The organism is Paenibacillus sp. cl130 (genome assembly GCF_900116035.1).
Lineage (GTDB): Bacteria > Bacillota > Bacilli > Paenibacillales > Paenibacillaceae > Paenibacillus > Paenibacillus polymyxa_B.
Genome location: NZ_FOYG01000002.1, coordinates 127634 through 145820, shown reverse-complemented (window position 1 = coordinate 145820; position 18187 = coordinate 127634). Strand labels below are relative to the sequence as shown.

17 protein-coding genes are annotated in these 18187 nt (G+C 46.7%); all 17 read left to right on the top strand.

Annotated features, from left to right (window positions below):
• Positions 1 to 220 precede the first annotated feature (220 nt).
• The 17 genes from panB (at position 221) to BM358_RS06910 (ending at position 18186) form a co-directional block, all read left to right on the top strand.
• A complete protein-coding gene (panB, locus tag BM358_RS06990; RefSeq protein WP_028540650.1) occupies positions 221 to 1120 on the top strand; it encodes a 3-methyl-2-oxobutanoate hydroxymethyltransferase in 900 nt (299 codons plus the stop codon).
• Positions 1117 to 2055, top strand: a complete 939-nt coding sequence (gene panC / locus BM358_RS06985) for a pantoate--beta-alanine ligase (protein ID WP_023989138.1) — start codon at positions 1117 to 1119, stop codon at positions 2053 to 2055. The genes panB and panC overlap by 4 nt, the downstream gene beginning before the upstream one ends.
• Positions 2048 to 2431 carry an aspartate 1-decarboxylase gene (panD, locus tag BM358_RS06980; protein WP_013371641.1) on the top strand — a complete coding sequence of 128 codons (384 nt, stop codon included), beginning with the start codon at positions 2048 to 2050 and terminating at the stop codon, positions 2429 to 2431. Before panC ends, panD begins: the two co-directional genes overlap by 8 nt.
• Before the next feature lie 82 nt (positions 2432 to 2513).
• Positions 2514 to 3146, top strand: a complete 633-nt coding sequence (locus BM358_RS06975) for a tetratricopeptide repeat protein (protein WP_025723100.1) — start codon at positions 2514 to 2516, stop codon at positions 3144 to 3146.
• Between the two features lie 157 nt (positions 3147 to 3303).
• Complete coding sequence (gene dinG / locus BM358_RS06970; RefSeq protein ID WP_028540651.1) at positions 3304 to 6171, top strand: ATP-dependent DNA helicase DinG; 2868 nt, start codon at positions 3304 to 3306, stop codon at positions 6169 to 6171.
• A gap of 44 nt (positions 6172 to 6215) precedes the next feature.
• Positions 6216 to 6869 (top strand): redox-sensing transcriptional repressor Rex, encoded by a 654-nt coding sequence (locus tag BM358_RS06965; RefSeq protein WP_023989135.1) that lies wholly within the window; start codon positions 6216 to 6218, stop codon positions 6867 to 6869.
• A complete protein-coding gene (locus BM358_RS06960; RefSeq protein ID WP_023989134.1) occupies positions 6856 to 8157 on the top strand; it encodes an amidohydrolase in 1302 nt (433 codons plus the stop codon). Before BM358_RS06965 ends, BM358_RS06960 begins: the two co-directional genes overlap by 14 nt.
• 37 nt (positions 8158 to 8194) lie before the next feature.
• A complete protein-coding gene (locus BM358_RS06955) occupies positions 8195 to 8719 on the top strand; it encodes a cell wall elongation regulator TseB-like domain-containing protein (protein ID WP_028540652.1) in 525 nt (174 codons plus the stop codon).
• Positions 8720 to 9165: 446 nt separating this feature from the next.
• On the top strand, positions 9166 to 9699 hold the full coding sequence (locus BM358_RS06950) for a hypothetical protein (protein WP_023989132.1): 534 nt from the start codon (positions 9166 to 9168) through the stop codon (positions 9697 to 9699).
• Positions 9692 to 11194, top strand: coding sequence for an AAA family ATPase (locus BM358_RS06945; protein WP_023989131.1), 1503 nt, complete (start codon positions 9692 to 9694; stop codon positions 11192 to 11194). Before BM358_RS06950 ends, BM358_RS06945 begins: the two co-directional genes overlap by 8 nt.
• A gap of 136 nt (positions 11195 to 11330) precedes the next feature.
• Entirely contained in the window at positions 11331 to 12203 is an 873-nt protein-coding gene (locus BM358_RS06940) for a 3-hydroxyacyl-CoA dehydrogenase family protein (RefSeq protein WP_023989130.1), read from the top strand.
• Positions 12200 to 13396, top strand: coding sequence for an acetate/propionate family kinase (locus BM358_RS06935; protein WP_023989129.1), 1197 nt, complete (start codon positions 12200 to 12202; stop codon positions 13394 to 13396). Before BM358_RS06940 ends, BM358_RS06935 begins: the two co-directional genes overlap by 4 nt.
• 132 nt (positions 13397 to 13528) lie before the next feature.
• Complete coding sequence (gene asnS, locus BM358_RS06930) at positions 13529 to 14824, top strand: asparagine--tRNA ligase (RefSeq protein ID WP_013310674.1); 1296 nt, start codon at positions 13529 to 13531, stop codon at positions 14822 to 14824.
• Positions 14825 to 14827: 3 nt separating this feature from the next.
• A complete protein-coding gene (locus BM358_RS06925) occupies positions 14828 to 15556 on the top strand; it encodes a DnaD domain-containing protein (protein ID WP_049828339.1) in 729 nt (242 codons plus the stop codon).
• 145 nt (positions 15557 to 15701) lie between these two features.
• A complete protein-coding gene (locus BM358_RS06920; RefSeq protein ID WP_025723108.1) occupies positions 15702 to 16367 on the top strand; it encodes an RNA polymerase sigma factor in 666 nt (221 codons plus the stop codon).
• Complete coding sequence (locus BM358_RS06915; RefSeq protein WP_023989126.1) at positions 16364 to 16834, top strand: hypothetical protein; 471 nt, start codon at positions 16364 to 16366, stop codon at positions 16832 to 16834. Before BM358_RS06920 ends, BM358_RS06915 begins: the two co-directional genes overlap by 4 nt.
• A 92-nt stretch (positions 16835 to 16926) precedes the next feature.
• The gene (locus BM358_RS06910) at positions 16927 to 18186 is read left to right on the top strand and encodes a hypothetical protein (RefSeq protein ID WP_028540654.1); all 1260 of its coding nucleotides are present in this window, start codon (positions 16927 to 16929) and stop codon (positions 18184 to 18186) included.
• Position 18187: the final 1 nt, after the last annotated feature.

Here is an 18187-nt window from a genome sequence, read left to right as displayed (position 1 = left end):
AGGGGCACATGCTCTACTTTAGCAAGTTTGTAAGACCATCATAACTTCATTTGAAGGTTACGTTGGATTCTGCTCTGAGCCGAACAGGACCGAGACAGAAGGGACGATCTCAAAATGAGTGTCTTTTTTGGCTGTTCGGACCTTTTGATGACGCAGATGTACAGGCGTTCATAAAAGGTTATTTTTTGTGCCAAAAAAAGATGGAAGGGAGCCATTCGCAATGGCAGGAAAACAAGCACTGAATATTGTGAAAATGAAAAAAATGAAGCAAGAGGGCATTCCGCTCAGTATGCTGACCGCCTATGATTATCCATCGGCTAAAATAGCCGAGGAGGCGGGAATTGACATGATTCTCGTAGGTGACTCGCTGGGTAACGTAGTTCTTGGTTACGATTCAACCATCCCTGTAACCTTGGATGATATCGTGTACCATTCCCGGGCAGTCGCAAGAGGCGCGGAACATACATTTATCGTAGCGGACATGCCTTTTATGACATATCACAGCAGCGTATCAGAAAGTCTTCAGGGCATCCGCCGTCTGATGCAGGAAGGACATGTGCATGCTGTTAAATTGGAGGGCGGAGCTGAAATTGCCGACATCGTAAAAGCAACTGTTCAGGCAGGTGTGCCTGTATTGGGACATATCGGGCTTACTCCGCAATCGGTTAATCAAATTGGCGGCTATCGCATTCAAGGCAAGGACGAAGCGGACGCACGCCGGTTGATGGCGGACGCCAAGGCGCTGGAGCAGGCGGGTGCTTTTGGCGTTGTACTGGAATTGGTAACTGAGGAAGTGGCAACAGCGATTTCTAAAGAGCTTTCCATTCCAACCATTGGAATTGGTGCTGGACGTGGATGTGACGGTCAGGTACTTGTTTATCACGATCTGATTCAGTACGCATCGCCTTATTTCAGCAAACGCTTTGTTAAAACCTATGCCGATGTAGGCGGCTTGATCCGCAGCAGCATTGAGCAGTATGTGAGTGATGTGAAAGGGCGGGCATTTCCGGCCGCAGAGCATGTGTTCAGCGCGGATGACCGCGTTGTGGAATCCCTATACGGTAAGGCAAAAGGACAGACACAGGAACAAGCTAAGGAAAAGGTGGAATCTCGGTCATGATCATCGTAAGAGAAGTGGCTCAGCTGCGCAAGATTATTGCTGAACGTCGGCAGCTTGGGACAAACGGAGCAAAAACAATAAACGATTCTGCTTCTTTACAGCAACATAAAGTCGGCTTTGTACCAACAATGGGATACCTGCATGAAGGACATGCGAGCTTGATGCACAAGGCGCGTGAAATGGCAGATACGGTGGTGCTTAGCATTTTCGTAAATCCGATTCAATTTGGACCGAATGAAGATCTGGAAAGCTACCCCCGCGATGAAGCTCGTGATTTGGAGGTAGCACGGCGCGAGGGCGTGGATATTGTATTTTTGCCAACTGTAGCAGAAATGTATCCACAACCAACCCAAACCAAAATTCGTGTATCCGCTTTGACAGATCGCTTGTGCGGTGCCTCCCGTCCCGGCCATTTTGATGGTGTGACTACGGTGGTAGCCAAGCTTTTTAACATGATAGGTCCTGATTTGGCCTTTTTTGGAATGAAGGACGCGCAGCAGGTTGCTGTGCTCCAGCAGATGGTGACTGATCTCAATATGAACGTGACTATCGTACCTTGTCCCATCGTCAGAGAGGCGGATGGTTTGGCCCTCAGCTCCCGTAATGTGTATTTAAGTGCAGAACAGCGCGAGCAGGCGTTGGTGCTGTCCCAGTCATTGCGTAAGGTGCAAGAAGTGAGCGAAGATATTGTAACAAACACAATTACGATTCGTCAGCTACATCAAATGGTGGAGTCCACCATTACTTCCTCTCCTTTAGCAGACATTGATTACATTGAAATATTAACTTTTCCCGGTCTGGAGCCCCTTCTTCCCGAGCAACGGCTATGTGATGTTCAGGAAGACGTCATCGTAGCGCTGGCTGTGAAATTTGGCAATACCCGACTGATTGACAATATAAGAATACAGAAGGCGGAGGTGCTTTCCCATGTTTAGAACCATGATGAAATCCAAAATTCACCGCGCTACCGTTACGGAAGCTAACCTGAACTATGTGGGGAGTATCACTATAGATGAAGATCTCATGGAGACATCGGATCTGTTGGAGAATGAAAAGGTTCAAATTGTAAACAATAACAATGGAGCTCGACTGGAAACCTATGTTATCCCCGGACCGCGTGGGAGCGGAGTGATCTGTCTCAACGGTGCGGCAGCCCGTTTGGTGCAGCCTGGTGATACAGTCATTATTATTTCCTATGCTTCCATGTCGAATGAAGAGGCCAAAACATACAAACCAACAGTGGTATTTGTTGATGAACATAATAAACCAGCCCAAACGATGAACAAAGAAGTACACGCGACGATCATGTAATGAATGGGAGTGCGGATGAAACCCGTCTTTTAAGCGAAAAATGTGAGTGTATTAATCCATCTTTCATAAGGGCGGGATGCACATGTTCCAGCATGTATTCGCAGAAATGAACAGCATGTTAGATGATATCGTGAAGCATTACCCATCAGCCCAGGGCTCCCGCAGGCAGGAGCTGCTACAGCACTGGAGTCTGCTGCGGAGAATGAGTGACGGAATTATGGATGAGTGGCTGGCCTTTGAGGAAAAAATGGTTTGCTTGCGTGCGGCCGGGTTTTCCGCAGAGACCGATATGTCTGACACTGAGCTGCCTGAAAAAGAGCTACCAGCTTTTAATCGGGGGCAAGGGTATTATCGATTACTTATGTACCCTGAGGCGATCCAACAATTTGAGCAGGTACTACAGCATTTTCCGAACAGCTGGCAGAGTCGTATGTACATGGGAATGTCCTATTTTCAACTAGATGATCCAGCAGAGGCTGTATGCCATTTTCAGAAGGTGCTGGACCTGACTGAGCAGGCAGGACTAAAGGCGGTCATCTATAATGCGCTAGGCTGTCTGTTGGCAAAGCAGGCTGACGTAGAGGAGGCACAAAAATGTTTTGCTCTCGCACATCAGTTCGATCCTGCGTTACCCGAGCCGCTGCACAATATGGAAGCCTGTTTGTCCGGTACCGAAATGCTTCGATACGACAGCTCCATGATGACCTGGATGTAGTTGTCAGACACCGAGTAAGACGATGCATGCCCACCTCCTCAGGCGGCGTGTGCATCGTCTTTTTTGGCTGTCTTAATTTCCAAACAGGCGATCTTCTGCTATGCTAATATACAGAGTTATTATTTTTGTAAGTGTCATAAGAAAGGATTAAGCCCGAATGAAATTTGCGGTATTGGATTTTGAAACGACAGGCACCCAGTCCGCGGATGACATCATTCAAGTCGGACTTGCAATTATAGATCATGATAACAGCATTTCCCGTGTTTACGGCTCTTATGTGAACCCTGGCAGACCTATTCCACCTTTTATCACTGGATTGACCGGAATTACAGACGATGACGTCAAGGATGCTCCTGCACTTGAAGAAATGATGATGGAGCTCGTGCCTATGCTGGACGATGTTGTGCTGGTCGGTCATAATGTGGCGTTTGATTTTAATTTTTTGCAAAACGCTCTGGATCGGTGCGGATATTTACCGTTTAGCGGAAGAATCTTGGATACAATGGATTTTCTGAAAATTATGTTTCCATCGCTTTCTTCGTATCAGTTGGGTTTTGTGTCTTCTGAGTTCGGGCTGGCGCATGATCGCCCTCACCAAGCAGACAGCGACGCGTTGGCTACGGCTGAGGTGTTTTTAAAGTGTCTGGGTGAGCTTCAAGCATTACCTCTGATAACGATACAGCGGCTTAGCGATTTGTTCGCAGAGGAAGACAGTGACCTCGGATGGTTTCTTGATGGGGTGCGTGAAGAGAAAGAGCTTGATCCTATTCAGGATTTGGAGGGACATCAGTTTTTTCGTCAGCTTGCGCTAAAAGTGGAAGATTGGACGGAGCTAGCTGCACCGCGTAGAGAAGACGACCCGAATCCACTTTCAGGTGTTTCCTTTGAGGAGTACATGGATGATGTGCGGGACAATTTGCGTTCATCCTTGAGCCAATATGAGGAGCGCGAGGCGCAGATACAGATGATTGAGGGTGTAAATCAGGCACTGAGTGAAGACAAGCATCTGCTGATCGAAGCAGGTACAGGAACAGGAAAGTCCCTCGGTTATTTGCTCCCATCGCTGTATCACAGTGTAAAAAAAGGACAGCGCGTTATGGTAAGTACACATACGATCAACCTGCAGGAGCAATTACGCGAGCGTGACATTCCTATGCTGACCAAGGTGATTCCGTTTCCGTTCCGGGCTGCTATTTTCAAGGGTCGGGGACATTATTTGTGTCTGCGTAAGTTTGAACATAAAATAAACAGAAGAGACTTCGCGACACCGAAGGAAGATTTAATTACAGCGGCTCAAATGATCGTCTGGTTGACGCTAACAGAAACCGGTGATGATGAAGAACTGAATCTGAGCAACCGTGGAGGGGATTTCTGGGAAACGGTGGCGAGTGATTCAGAGTCCTGTCTTGGTCGTTCTTGTCCATGGTTCCGCAAATGCTATTATCATCGTGCACGCCATGAAGCAGGAATAGCGGATGTCGTTATTACGAATCACTCTAAGTTGTTCACAGACGTCAAAGCCAGTCACCAGCTGTTGCCGAGCTATGAACATCTGGTGATTGATGAAGCCCATCACCTGGAGGAAGTAGCTGGTAAGCACCTAGGTATGCATATGAAATATTTCACACTCGTGCATACACTGACGCGACTGTTCAAAGACAGCAAGAATGGACAACTGCCTTCACTTCGTCAACAGTTGGCAAAATCGGGGCACGAGAAGTCGGCGGATTGGGCTTCAACCATCGACCAGATGTATCCGCTCGTGTTAGAGGTTAAGGAAACTTGGGACCTGCTAAGCGACAAGCTGTTTGGCATGTTGCCAGAGCGAAGCGATGCGACACCGGGTGAAACAGGACAGTTTTCTTCCCGTCTCAAACCTTCGGCCAAGCCTGCAAAGTGGGATCAGGCGGGTGCTTTGGAAAATCAGCTATATGTAACGATGAGCGAAATTTTGCGCAAGGGCGACAAGCTGATGCTGGACGTCAAGGAAGAACATGACGATTATGCGGCAGATAGCCTTATTACAGATATCACGGGTCTGCTCAAGGATTTGGCGGGAATCCGAGAAAATTTGCGCTTTTTTATCCGACTCGATGATGAAACAACCGTATACTGGCTCGAAGCGAGTGGGCAATTCCGTAGTAAATCATTGCAATTTTATGCGGTGCCCGTCGATGTGAGCCGCCAGTTGAAAGAAATGTTTTTTGACAAAAAAAGAAGCATTATTCTGACGTCTGCTACCTTATCGGTAGATAAGTCGTTTCAGTACATGATCGATCAGCTCGGCTTGCAGGAGGCCGCAGATCAAGAGCGGCTGATGACTTCGCAGCTCCCGTCACCCTTTAATTACAGGGATCAGGTGTTGCTGGTCATTCCACGGGATTTCCCAAGCGTGAAGGGCAGTGTAGGAGATGCACACTTTGTAGATATGCTCGTTAGCTCTCTAGGAGCGACTGCTCAGGCGACGCGGGGGAGAATGCTCGTTCTGTTTACTTCCTATCGGATGCTCCGGCAAGTGTATGAGCCGCTCAAAGAGGCCTTAGCATCCAGCGAAATTACTGTGCTGGGACAAGGTGTGGACAGTGGGAGTCGCAGCAAGCTAACCCGCCGTTTTCAGGAAGCCAAAGCTTCTGTATTGCTGGGAACCAGCAGCTTCTGGGAAGGCGTCGATATTCCAGGAAAGGCTCTGACTTGTCTGGCCATTGTTCGCTTGCCGTTTCAACCGCCGAATCACCCGTTGCTGGAGGCAAAAAGCGAGCTGCTTCAGCAGCAGAAGAAGAATCCATTTATGAAGCTGTCTGTACCACAAGCGGTCATTCGCTTCAAACAGGGATTTGGTCGGTTAGTACGTACAGCGAGCGACCACGGGGTCGTTATCGTTTACGATACGCGTGTGATCGAATCCTATTACGGAAAGCACTTTTTGTACTCGTTACCGGGACCAAAAATGGAGCATATGCCATCGGAGCAAATGGTGCCCCGCATCGCCGAATGGCTCCAATCCGCCCCGGAGACAGAGGCATAACGGACGGACACTAAGTATGTTCGTTACAATTAGGGGGAGCAAGTATGAAATCAGATAAAATTTCAGAGGCTGTCGTACGGAGGTTACCCGTATATTTACGTTATCTGAATGCACTTCACAAACGGGAGGTGGCTACGGTCTCTTCTCAAGAGTTGGGACAGAGGCTAGATTTGAACCCGGCCCAAATCCGTAAAGATCTCGCCTATTTTGGAGATTTTGGTCGGAAGGGTATCGGTTATGATGTTTCTTATTTAATTGAGAAAATACGCCATATCCTGAAAATCGACCAGCAAATTAATGTCGTATTGGTCGGTGCGGGTAATCTGGGGCAAGCCCTTTCGAATTATAACGCTTATTTAAAAGACAATATGAAGATTGTAGCAGTATTTGATGCGTTTCCAGATAAGGTAGGGACCAAGATCAATACATTGGTCGTTCAACCGATGGATGAACTGGAAGCCACTGTGAGAGAAAAAAACATTCGAATCGGGATTATTACCGTACCTGATTTTGAAGCACAGCACGTGGCTGACAGGCTTATTGAGAGCGGAATTGGAGCGATTCTGAACTTTGCACCGACTACTCTCAAGGCACCGGCCAACATTCGGATTCATGCCACAGACTTTACAACTGATTTGCTTAGCCTCGCTTATTATTTGGAGGACGGAAAGGAAGAAACACAATATGACAGTGAATAAATGGATGATTAAAAACGGCTCTTTTGCCGTAAATGGATCAGAAGCTGGGGTAGTCCATGGTTTTATGATTGTGGAGGATAGCCGTATTACTTATATTGGCGAAACTTTGCCTGCGGGTGAGGAAGAGACGGAAGCGATCGATGGTAAGGGGCTATTGTTTTTACCTGGTCTGATTAATACTCATGGTCATGCGGCGATGTCTCTGCTGCGTGGGCATGGAGATGACTTGGCACTTCAAGTATGGCTTCAGGAGAAAATGTGGCCTATGGAAGCCAAGTTTACATCTACGGACGTGTACTGGGGTACGTCCTTGTCTGTGCTGGAAATGCTGAAAGGTGGAACAACGACCTTCCTGGATATGTACGATCATATGGATGAGGTGGCTCGTGTAGCTGAAGAGTCAGGTATTCGTGCAAGTCTGATGCGTGGAGCAATTGGACTATGCTCGGAAGAAGAACAGCGAATCAAGCTGGCTGAGGCCGTGACTTTTGCGCGTAACTGGCATGGTAAAGCAGACGGGCGTATTACAACGATGATGTCTCCGCACGCGCCATACACATGTCCACCTGCGTTTATTGAAAAATTCGTACAAGCTGCGCATGATCTGGACTTGCCACTGCATACGCACATGTCTGAGACGATCGCCGAAGTGGAGCAAAACGTACGCGACTACGGTTTGCGTCCAGTTGCACACTTAGATAAGCTTGGCTTTTTCTCCCGTCCTTCGCTTGTTGCCCATGGCGTTCATTTGAACGACGAAGAAATAGCTTTACTGGCTGAACGTGGTGTAGCGGTTTCGCATAATCCTGGTAGCAACTTGAAGCTGGCAAGTGGTGTGGCCAGAGTGCCTGAATTGCTGCGTGCAGGGGTTACTGTTTCTCTCGGAACGGATGGTCCTGCCAGCAATAATAACCTGGATATGTTCGAGGAAATGCGTCTGGCGGCACTTATTCACAAGGGTGTATCCGGTGACCCTACGGCAGTTCCTGCAAGTGAAGCGCTGCGTCTTGCAACAGAATACGGTGCAAAGTCGATTGGTTTAAAAGAAGTAGGAGCGTTGGCAGCGGGCAACAAGGCTGACTTTATCGCGTTGGATCTGAATCAGGCACATTTCTTGCCGCGTACAGATCTTATTTCCCATGCGGTATACTCTGCAAGCGCCAAGGACGTGGCTCATGTGTGGGTAGACGGTCGCCAGGTTGTGAAAAACGGCGAATGCCTGACTATGGACGAGGAACGTATCAAACATGAGGCACAAGCCGCCTTTGAAGGGCTGCTGTCGCGCTAATTTAGGTGTCACATCCCCTTAGAGAGGAAGCACGGGTTTGAAAAATAAGAAAAAGTGGATAGCGGTCGCCATTTTGGCCGTGATACTGATCCTGATCAGCATTTTCTGGTATTATTCCTATGTTACTCAAGACCAGGTGGCTGAGGAAAATGCCGCTATCATTAAGGCCAAGCAATCAGGTGGTCTGGTTAGCACGACTCAAACATGGAAGTCTGTGTGGGATCAGGTATATTGGGTGGTTCAAGGGAAAAATGCACAGAATGAAAATATAATGGTGTGGGTTCCTTTTCAAAAAGTGGAAGGAAAACCTAACGTACCTGCCGCAGATAATAGCGGTGTTCACACCGAGTTGCTGAAGAACGGAGTCGATGAGCAAAAAATGACGGCAATAATTCAGCAGCAGCTTCCAGGTGCAAAAATTGTAAGGCTTCAGCCGAGTGTGTTCAATGGCGAATATGTGTGGCAGTTGTTTTACGATGATGGAAGTCATCATTACTACACCTTTTATCGTTTCTCAGATGGGGTAGCGACGGGTGTGAAATATACTTTGCCCAATAACTGAGCTGGTGTGAGGATTGGCAAATGTGGAATGAATGACTAGTAAATGATTAAAAGCTCAAGAAAAAGACGTAAATACGAAAAAATTCGTATTTACGTCTTTTAGTTTTGCTATGCCGTAAAGCTGGCTGAAAGCCAGTGAAGCATCTTTACCTATCCATCTTCTCTCCTAGGTCAAATTCATCTTTGTGGCGGGCAACAGTGATCGTAAGATCAAATCCTACACGCAGCGTCTCGCCTCCACCATAACCAAAGATTTTGCCTCATCACAACTCCTCCACACATTGCCTTCGATATTAGATATACGTTATGATATACTATATTTTATAAGTGATAGACAAAAATGATAGAAAAAAGAATTGCTGATCACTATAAGATCATGCAATTTGGTTGTTTGTTGACATTCGTCCCGTTTCTTCTGGGTTTTACATTTTGAGAGGAGGATGTTGTTTGAAATTGCGTGCAGTTCCTATCGTTGTGGCGGCAGTTTTGGCAGCTTTGCTGCTATTTGGGGGATGGTTCATTTACCGTCAGGTTACAATGCAAAGTCCTCTGGAAAAACTGGTATCTCAATATCCAGGCGTGACAAGCGCTCAAATAGATATTAAACAGGATCAGGTTGTATTGAAACTAGATCTCAAACCGCAGGCGGATGTGGCCAGATTGGTCGATGTGGTTAAGCAAAAAGGACAATCCATCATTGGCAGCCGCACCATTAAGTTGGATATCGCAGATCGTTCCAATTCAGCACTGAATCAATGGTGGTCTGAGGCTATGTTTCCTGTGGCCGAAGCGATGGAAAATAAAAAGTATACTCAAATTTCATCTACAGTTGAGCAGATGAAAAAGAAAAAGACGGGTATCAAAGCTGATACCGACATGGATTCGAACAATGTCTATATCCGACTCAGCGAAGGTAAAGCGACCAAGTTTATCGTTTTGCCACGTCAATCTCAGCAAATGGGGGTATGGCCTAATGCCTAGATGGATTAAGGAAATATTAATCGGCATTGTGCCGGTAACCATTATATTTCTCGTTTTTATTGGGGTAAATATTATCCCTCTTCTGGTTGCTGGCGTGATGCTCAGCGGCTTGTTAATGCTTATGCATGCGCGTGGCGGTTTGGCCGTAGGTGCTGGGCAAGAGCGTAAACGTAAAAAAAATGGTCCGGACAAGCTGACTTTTGAGGAAATCGGTGGGCAAGAAAGCGCTAAGCAGGAACTGCGCGAGGCCCTGGATTTTTTGAATCGACATGATGAAATTTCCAAGTTTGGTATCCGTCCATTAAAAGGCGTTTTGCTCACTGGTCCTCCGGGAACAGGAAAAACGCTGATGGCGAAGGCAGCGGCACACTACACTAATTCTGTATTTGTTGCAGCCTCAGGTAGTGAATTTGTTGAAATGTACGTTGGTGTTGGAGCGGGTCGTGTCCGTGAGTTGTTTCGGGAGGCGCGTACTCGTGCAGCCAAGGAAAAGAAGGAAAATGCAATTATTTTTATTGACGAAATCGATGTAATTGGTGGTAAACGTGAGGGTGGACAGCAACGAGAATATGATCAGACTTTGAATCAGTTACTGACAGAAATGGATGGTATTTATTCCGCAGATACACCGCGGATTTTGATCATTGCGGCAACAAACCGTAAAGAAATGCTGGACAGCGCCTTAACGCGTCCAGGGCGTTTTGATCGTCATATTCAAGTGGATCTGCCTGACAAGAAGGGCCGTCTTCATATTCTAAAAATTCATGCCAAAAACAAACCGATTCAGGAAGATGCAAATCTGGACAAAATTGCTGAGGAATCTTACGGGTTTTCCGGCGCACAGCTGGAGAGCGTGATGAATGAAGCGGCAATCTATGCGATGAGACAGGATCAGAAAATGATTGCGCAGAAGCATCTGTCGATGGCGATTGACAAAGTGATGATGGGTGAAAAGACAGACCGAGAATCGACCTTGGAAGAGAAAAAACGTGTAGCGATTCATGAACTAGGACATGCTATTATGGCCGAAATTGTTCGTCCCGGTAGCGTAAGCCAGGTAGCACTTAGCCCTCGTGGGAAAGCGCTTGGCTATGTGCGCCACAATCCACAGCAAGAGCATTATTTATACACCAAGCAGTTCCTGGAGGAGCAAATTATGATCTCGCTCGCAGGGGCTACGGCGGAAGAAATGTACTATGGCGGTCGCAGTACCGGCTCAAGTAATGATTTTGAGCAGGCGCTGAACATCGTCCATACGATGATGACTTCCGGTTTGACTTCACTTGGCATTATTAACATGGAAATGGTAACCAAAGAAGAACTCATGCGGGAAAATGGCGAGATAATGGCTGACCTGCATACCCGAACTTCGGAGCTGCTGGAAAAGCATCGTCCTGTGTTCGACAACTCACTTGACATCCTGATGAAGGAAGAAACTCTGTCTGGAGACCAATTTAGATGTCAATTTAGTGAAAATGCTTTATTACCAGCATAATTTTTTATGCTGGTTATTTTTTTTTACTTTTAGTCCGTGCTAAGATATTATTATCTATTGGGACATAAACATGTATTTTTCGACAAAGAAGGATACAATATATGAGAGTGACCAGGAAAGGGTGGAGTAAAGAATCATGCAATTTAAAAAAATCGGCGTCATCGGCGGCGGCACCATGGGACAGGGGATTTCTGAAATGCTCGCGTCCAAAGGAATCGATGTGCTGCTGGTAGAGCAGACACCAGAGAAACTAGACTACGCCTACAATATGATTGAAACGAGTCTGGACAAACAACTGGAAAAGTGGGCAATTACTCAAGCTGAGAAAAAATTGATCTTATCCCGTATTCAAAAAGTAATTCATTTGGCGGAGCTCGGCAGCTGTGATATGGTCATTGAGACTATTACAGAGAATCTGGACGAGAAGAAAGCAGTGTTCCAAGAGCTAGACCATGTGTGTCCAAGCAATATTATTCTTGCAAGTAATACATCCACGCTGAGCCTGACCGAGCTTGCTAGCTCGACCAAGTATCCTGAGCGTGTTATTGGTATGCACTTTATTTATCCAGTATCCCGTATTGATCTTGTAGAAATTATTCGTGGTTTGAAAACTTCGGACGATACATTTGAAAACACTAAAATGTTCGTGGAAGAGATAGTGGAGAAAAAAGGAGTCATGATTTATGAATCTCCTGGATTCGTAACAAGCCGGATTATCTGTCTGCTGATTAACGAAGCGGCCCATGTACTTCAAGAAGGCGTGGCTTCCGCTGATGATATCGATGACGCTATGCGAATCGGATATAACTTCCAAAGCGGCCCTTTGGAAATGGCTGACCGCTTTGGTCTGGATTCCGTTTTGGCTGCTCTGGAGCGTATGTTCCGTGAATTCGGCGAATTGAAATATCGTCCGTCCATCGTACTGAAGAAAATGGTGCGTGCAGGTAATCTGGGCGTGAAATCGGGCGAAGGCTTCTTTAAGTACGACAAGGATGGTGACCGGATATGAAAATTCTCGTAATCAATGCAGGGAGTTCTTCCCTGAAATACCAATTGTATGATATGACGGACGAGTCCGTTCTGGCAAAAGGATTGGTAGAGCGCATCGGTATGGATTCCTCCATTCTGACGCATAAGCCAACCAATAAAGAAGAATACACTGAAGTTAGCGAGATTTTGGAACATACTACAGCCATCCGTAAAGTGCTGAACGTACTCACAGATGCTGAACATGGTGTAATCTCCAGTACTAGTGAAATTCAGGCTGTGGGCCATCGTGTGGTTCATGGAGGCGAAATCTTCAAACAGTCAGCAGTTGTAACGCCTGAAGCGAAGAGTGAAATCCGTCGCTTGTTTGACCTGGCGCCACTGCATAACCCTGCTTCCATGATGGGGATTAAAGCGGCTGAATTGAATATGCCAGATGTACCACAGGTTGTGGTATTTGATACCTCGTTCCATCAAACTATGCCTGAAAAAGCTTATATGTACGCCATTCCAAGAGTGTTGTACAATAAGTATAAGGTTCGTCGTTACGGTGCCCACGGCACTTCCCATGATTTTGTAAGTAAGGAAGCCGCCAAATTCCTTGGTCGTCCTTTGGAAGACCTGAAGATTATCACTTGTCATATCGGTAATGGTGGTAGTGTAACAGCAGTTCAAGGCGGTTTGTCTGTTGATACTTCCATGGGTATGACTCCATTGGAAGGTCTTATGATGGGTACTCGTAGTGGTGATTTGGACCCAGCAATCGTACCTTATGTCATGAACAAAGAAGAATTGACTGTCAATGAAGTCAATTCCATGTTGAACAAGCATAGTGGACTTTTAGCTATCTCTGGTATCAGCAGTGACATGCGGGAAATCACAGAAGGTATGGAAAAAGGCGAAGCTAATTCTACATTGGCATTCGAAATGTATGAATACCGTCTGCGCAAATACATTGGATCGTATGCTGCCGCAATGAACGGGGTAGACGTAATTGCATTTACAGCAGGTGTAGGCGAGAACTCCATCGTTCTGCGTAAGAGAGTGTTGGAGCAATTGACATTCCTCGGTATCGAGCTGGATGAATCGTTGAATGCTATTCGTTCTGGCGAGCCTCGTCGGATTACAACTGCAAATTCAAAGGTAGAAGTACTGATCATTCCAACGAACGAAGAACTGGTTATTGCCCGCGACACGTTCCGTTTGGTTCAGTAGTTCGGTTCGAAAGTGTAAACTTTATGCATGCGGACTATTGTTTGAGTTCCGCATGCACCAAACAGCGAGAGCAAACAGCCTGACCCAGGGGGAAGGGCTGTTTGATTTTCGGTTAAGAGGAGAGAGACGGTCATGACGAATAAAAGTACGATTGCCCAAGTGGGCCGCCATGTAGGGGAAACGGTTACAATCGGCGCTTGGGTAAACAATAAACGATCTAGTGGTAAAATTCAGTTCCTGCAACTGCGCGATGGTAGCGGGTATATTCAAGGGGTTATCGTGAAAAGCGAAGTGTCCGAGGATATTTGGAATGACGCCAAATCCTTGACTCAAGAGAGCTCCCTTTACGTTACTGGAGTGGTGCGTGAAGAACCGCGTAGCCAATCGGGCTTTGAATTAACGGTTACAGGCATTGAAATTATTCATTTGACCGAAAACTACCCGATTACACCCAAAGAGCATGGTGTAGATTTCCTGATGGATCATCGTCACTTGTGGCTGCGTTCCGCCAAGCAACGTGCTGTTCTGATCGTACGGGCGGAAATTATCCGTGCTGTACAGGAATTCTTTAACGGCAACGGCTTTACGAAGGTGGACCCACCTATTTTGACTCCTTCCTCTGCAGAAGGTACAACAGAGTTGTTCCACATTAAATATTTTGATGAAGATGCGTATTTGACACAAAGCGGACAGTTGTATATGGAAGCCGCGGCAATGGCGCTGGGCAAAGTGTATTCCTTTGGTCCAACTTTCCGTGCGGAAAAGTCCAAAACACGTCGTCACCTGATTGAGTTCTGGATGATCGAGCCTGAGATGGCTTTTGTGGATCATGAAGAATCCTTGCGCGTTCAGGAGCAGTTTGTAAGCCATATCGTGCAATCTGTCCTGAAAAACTGTGCGAAGGAGCTTGAAACAATCGGACGCGATGTTTCGAAGCTGGAGCAAATTCAAGGCGAATTTCCACGTATTACGTATGATGAGGCGATTGCCTTCCTTCAAGGTGAAGGTTTCGATATCCCATGGGGCGAAGACTTTGGTGCTCCTCATGAAACGGCGATTGCTGAAAGATATAACAAACCTGTGTTCATTACACATTGGCCAACTCACATTAAGGCATTCTATATGAAACCAGACCCAACCCGTCCAGAGGTTGTTCTGTGTGCCGATATGATCGCTCCTGAAGGCTATGGCGAAATTATCGGGGGTTCCCAACGGATTGATGATCCAGCATTGATGGAAGAACGTTTTAACGAGCATAACTTGGCTCGTGAAGCCTACCAATGGTATATGGATCTACGCACCTATGGTACCGTTCCGCATTCCGGCTTTGGACTGGGCCTGGAGCGTACAGTAGCATGGATTTGTGGACTCGATCATGTACGTGAAACGATTCCGTTCCCACGTATGCTGTATCGTTTGTATCCGTAACCGATGACCGGATCATTCGACAAGACATCAGCGGCAGAATGGGCGGAGGGAGTAGCCTTTGCTATGGAAGCCGGAATGGTCCAGATTCCCTATGCCCTGCTCAAGCATTATCGGACACTTCGGCTGACAGATGGTGAAATGCTGCTACTGATGCAGTTGCTTGCCTTTAAACAAGCGGAACGTAATGAATTTCCGACATGGGAACAATTGCAGACCCGTATCGGATGTACTGCGAACGAAATCGCACTCTATTTCAGTAAGCTCATGAAAGAAGGATTTTTGAGAATCGATTCCGTAGAAGACCGCAGTTCATCCGTACAATTCGAACGTTACAATTTGACGGGGCTGTATCGTAAGTTGGCAGAATGTATGATCGCCGAGCGTAACGAGCAGCATGATGAAGATGACATTTTGTTTGCCGGAAAGCCGGATTTACTGAATGGAATATCAGAATCCCCGCTTACAGAAGAACGGAATTTGTTTACGATTTTTGAGAAAGAATTCGGGCGGCCATTATCACCGATGGAATACGAGACGATCACCAGCTGGGTGGATCAGGATCGGTATCCCGAGGAGCTGATTTTGCTGGCTTTGAAGGAAGCGGTATTTGCAGGGAAGGTTCATTTCCGGTATATAGACCGTATTTTGCTGGAGTGGAGCCGAAACCGTGTTCGTAATGCACAGGATGCCAAAGAATACGCCCAGCGATTCCGTGGTGGCGGACGCAATTGATATATCGGTCTAAGCCTTTTAGGCTAAGCAGTAGACTTATGTATCGAGGTTGTCACTGCAAATTGGCTAATGTGCAATGAGAACAATCTGGAATATCGCCTGTGCGCGTGAACTAAGCCGAAATGAAAGCGAGTAATAGGCTTTAATGATAGAGGACACACCATTCCGTCAGGAGGGTGTGTCCTTTTTAAATATTTTTTTCGAAATATGCAGGGGAAGGAAATTTCCTGGCGTCTATAGTATTGGGAAGGGGGAGAGCGTCATTGATATAGAGAGAATCATTGAACGAATACGGTCCGGTGACCGGCAGGCGTTCCGTGAGATCGTAGAGCTGTACAGCAAGCATGTATTTCATGTCGCCTATTCGGTACTGCATGACAGCAAGGAAGCAGAAGATGCCGCGCAGGAGGCATTCGTTCAGGTGTACAAGTCTCTCCCCCAGTACCGGAACGAAGGATTTAAAACGTGGTTGAGCCGAATTGCGCTCCACAAAGCGCTGGATATTAAGCGCAAACAGGACAGACGACCCGCAGAGCTTATAGACGTCGCACAATCCCTTGTACAGCTCCCTTCCCGGGATGAGGATGTGCTGGCTCGTCTCATTCGCGAGGAGCAAATTGAAGAACTATCGCAAAAAATCGCCCAGTTGCCCCAGCAACATCGGGATATTATTCAAGCCTATTATATGCAGGGCAAAACCTACGACCAAATTGCAGAAGAGACGCAGGTAGCTTTAAAAACAGTAGAGTCGAGGCTCTATCGGGCGCGTCTATGGATTCGAAACCACTGGAAGGAGGAGGAATGGCAATGACTGACCAACAGGATAAACCGTGGATTGAAGGGAAATCGAATGACTGGCATGCTTACATTGCAGGAACTTGCACGATAGAGGAGTCTGCCCGGCTGGAAAAGCTCCTGCTGGAAGACGAACAGGCGCTGATGCTATATCTTGTCGCACTGGAGCAACTGGAGTCAACTATGAAAGATTATTCTGCCTGGATGGATACGGAGCGCTTCACAGATCAGGTAATGGCCGTTCTTCCCGAGATAGAAGCTGAACCGAATCAAGTTCTGTTTAAAAAACGCCGCTGGTTTGAAAAACCTGTGTTTCACTACGTTGTCGCCGCAAGCCTAACGTTGATCTTGTTGTCCAGTGGAGCCTTTGACAAAATGATGCCGCAAACAGATGGAAAGCCGATTCCTCCAAAAGAACGCGTTTCTTACAGTGAAGAGGTCATGCGAGCTACAACAACCTGGCTCGATAAATTAAAGCCCTAAATCATCGGATAAAGGCTGAGATGAAAAAACTCAAACAACAACCTTCAAATGGGGACTTTATTAAATCCCATAAATAGAAAGGAAGTGTAGCGATGCCTTATACGGAAAGAAGCAAGCTCTTGGCATTTCTATTGAACATCATTCCCGGTGTGGGTCACTATTACTGGACCAGAAAAGCCAATGCGTTTGTATACACCATTTTGTTTTTCGGATGTCTGGCGGGAGGATTATTTTTTTCAGTGGTTTCAAGAGACGAATTACCTTTATTGGCCAGTATGTTTGTTGCCGCTCTTTTTTGGGGGCTGAGTATGCTGCATATCATTATTAGCTTGTTGCGTTATGATTCTCGTGCAGCTGCTGTTCCATATCCCCCACATGCAGGACCCAATCCATATGGTTATTACTCGCAAAGTGGGCCTTATGGACATGCAGGTTCAACGGGAGAGGTACCGGAGGGGGCAACAGACGCGGATGCACCGGGAGCAGGAATGGGATATGGCCCGGGCTATAACCATTATCAACAAGGACACTATGGTATGGCAGGATCACCTGCTTTTCAAAAAGGATCGGAGAATGAACGCTTTTTTACGATTTTGCTGTCGTTCATTCCTGGATTGGGACACCTTCATTTGGGGCTGATGCAGCGTGGTTTGTCTTTTCTGCTATCTTTCTTTGGCTTTGGAGCGATCCTCGTTTTTATTACCAGCATTACAAACGAATCCGGATTTTTGGCGTTTGCGGGCGTGCTGCCGATCATTTGGCTGTATTGCATGTTTGATGCGGTGCAGCATGTACATCGCAAACAAGCGGGAGAAATGCTTCAGGACCGGACTTTGTTTGAGGAACTGGAGCATGGAAGAGTCGAGGGACGGCGGAGTAAAATGCTGGCTACCATTTTATCGGTATTTCCCGGTGCTGGACATATGTATATCGGTTTGCAAAAGCGTGGACTCCAGCTTATGCTTCTGTTTTTAGGAGGCATCTATGTACTGGACGTGCTACATCTTTCACTCTTTTTGTTCCTGATTCCGGTGGTTTGGTTTTACAGCTTTTTTGATGCGTTGCAGCAAGTAAGCCGTTATGGACGGGAGCCGCTGATCGACAAGCCTGTGATCGGTATGTTTGCACAATATCACCGCTGGGTGGGCTTGGGGTTGCTATTGCTGGGCGCCTATTACATCTTAATCAACGTACTAGTTCCTACTCTGGATCGTCTGTTTCCGAATGGAGAGATTTATAATTTGGTTGACATGTATCTACGGACGATTATCGTATCCTTATTGTTGATTGGCGGTGGTATTTGGATGATGATCGGGAATTCCAAATCTAAACGAGTAAAGGAGAAGCAATAGA

Coding starts and splice junctions, on each gene's coding strand:
- panB (WP_028540650.1), top strand. CDS start 221: ATGGCAGGAAAACAAGCACTGAATATTGTGAAAATGAAAAAAATGAAG.
- panC (WP_023989138.1), top strand. CDS start 1,117: ATGATCATCGTAAGAGAAGTGGCTCAGCTGCGCAAGATTATTGCTGAA.
- panD (WP_013371641.1), top strand. CDS start 2,048: ATGTTTAGAACCATGATGAAATCCAAAATTCACCGCGCTACCGTTACG.
- BM358_RS06975 (WP_025723100.1), top strand. CDS start 2,514: ATGTTCCAGCATGTATTCGCAGAAATGAACAGCATGTTAGATGATATC.
- dinG (WP_028540651.1), top strand. CDS start 3,304: ATGAAATTTGCGGTATTGGATTTTGAAACGACAGGCACCCAGTCCGCG.
- BM358_RS06965 (WP_023989135.1), top strand. CDS start 6,216: ATGAAATCAGATAAAATTTCAGAGGCTGTCGTACGGAGGTTACCCGTA.
- BM358_RS06960 (WP_023989134.1), top strand. CDS start 6,856: ATGACAGTGAATAAATGGATGATTAAAAACGGCTCTTTTGCCGTAAAT.
- BM358_RS06945 (WP_023989131.1), top strand. CDS start 9,692: ATGCCTAGATGGATTAAGGAAATATTAATCGGCATTGTGCCGGTAACC.
- BM358_RS06940 (WP_023989130.1), top strand. CDS start 11,331: ATGCAATTTAAAAAAATCGGCGTCATCGGCGGCGGCACCATGGGACAG.
- BM358_RS06935 (WP_023989129.1), top strand. CDS start 12,200: ATGAAAATTCTCGTAATCAATGCAGGGAGTTCTTCCCTGAAATACCAA.
- asnS (WP_013310674.1), top strand. CDS start 13,529: ATGACGAATAAAAGTACGATTGCCCAAGTGGGCCGCCATGTAGGGGAA.
- BM358_RS06925 (WP_049828339.1), top strand. CDS start 14,828: ATGACCGGATCATTCGACAAGACATCAGCGGCAGAATGGGCGGAGGGA.
- BM358_RS06920 (WP_025723108.1), top strand. CDS start 15,702: ATGATAGAGGACACACCATTCCGTCAGGAGGGTGTGTCCTTTTTAAAT.
- BM358_RS06915 (WP_023989126.1), top strand. CDS start 16,364: ATGACTGACCAACAGGATAAACCGTGGATTGAAGGGAAATCGAATGAC.
- BM358_RS06910 (WP_028540654.1), top strand. CDS start 16,927: ATGCCTTATACGGAAAGAAGCAAGCTCTTGGCATTTCTATTGAACATC.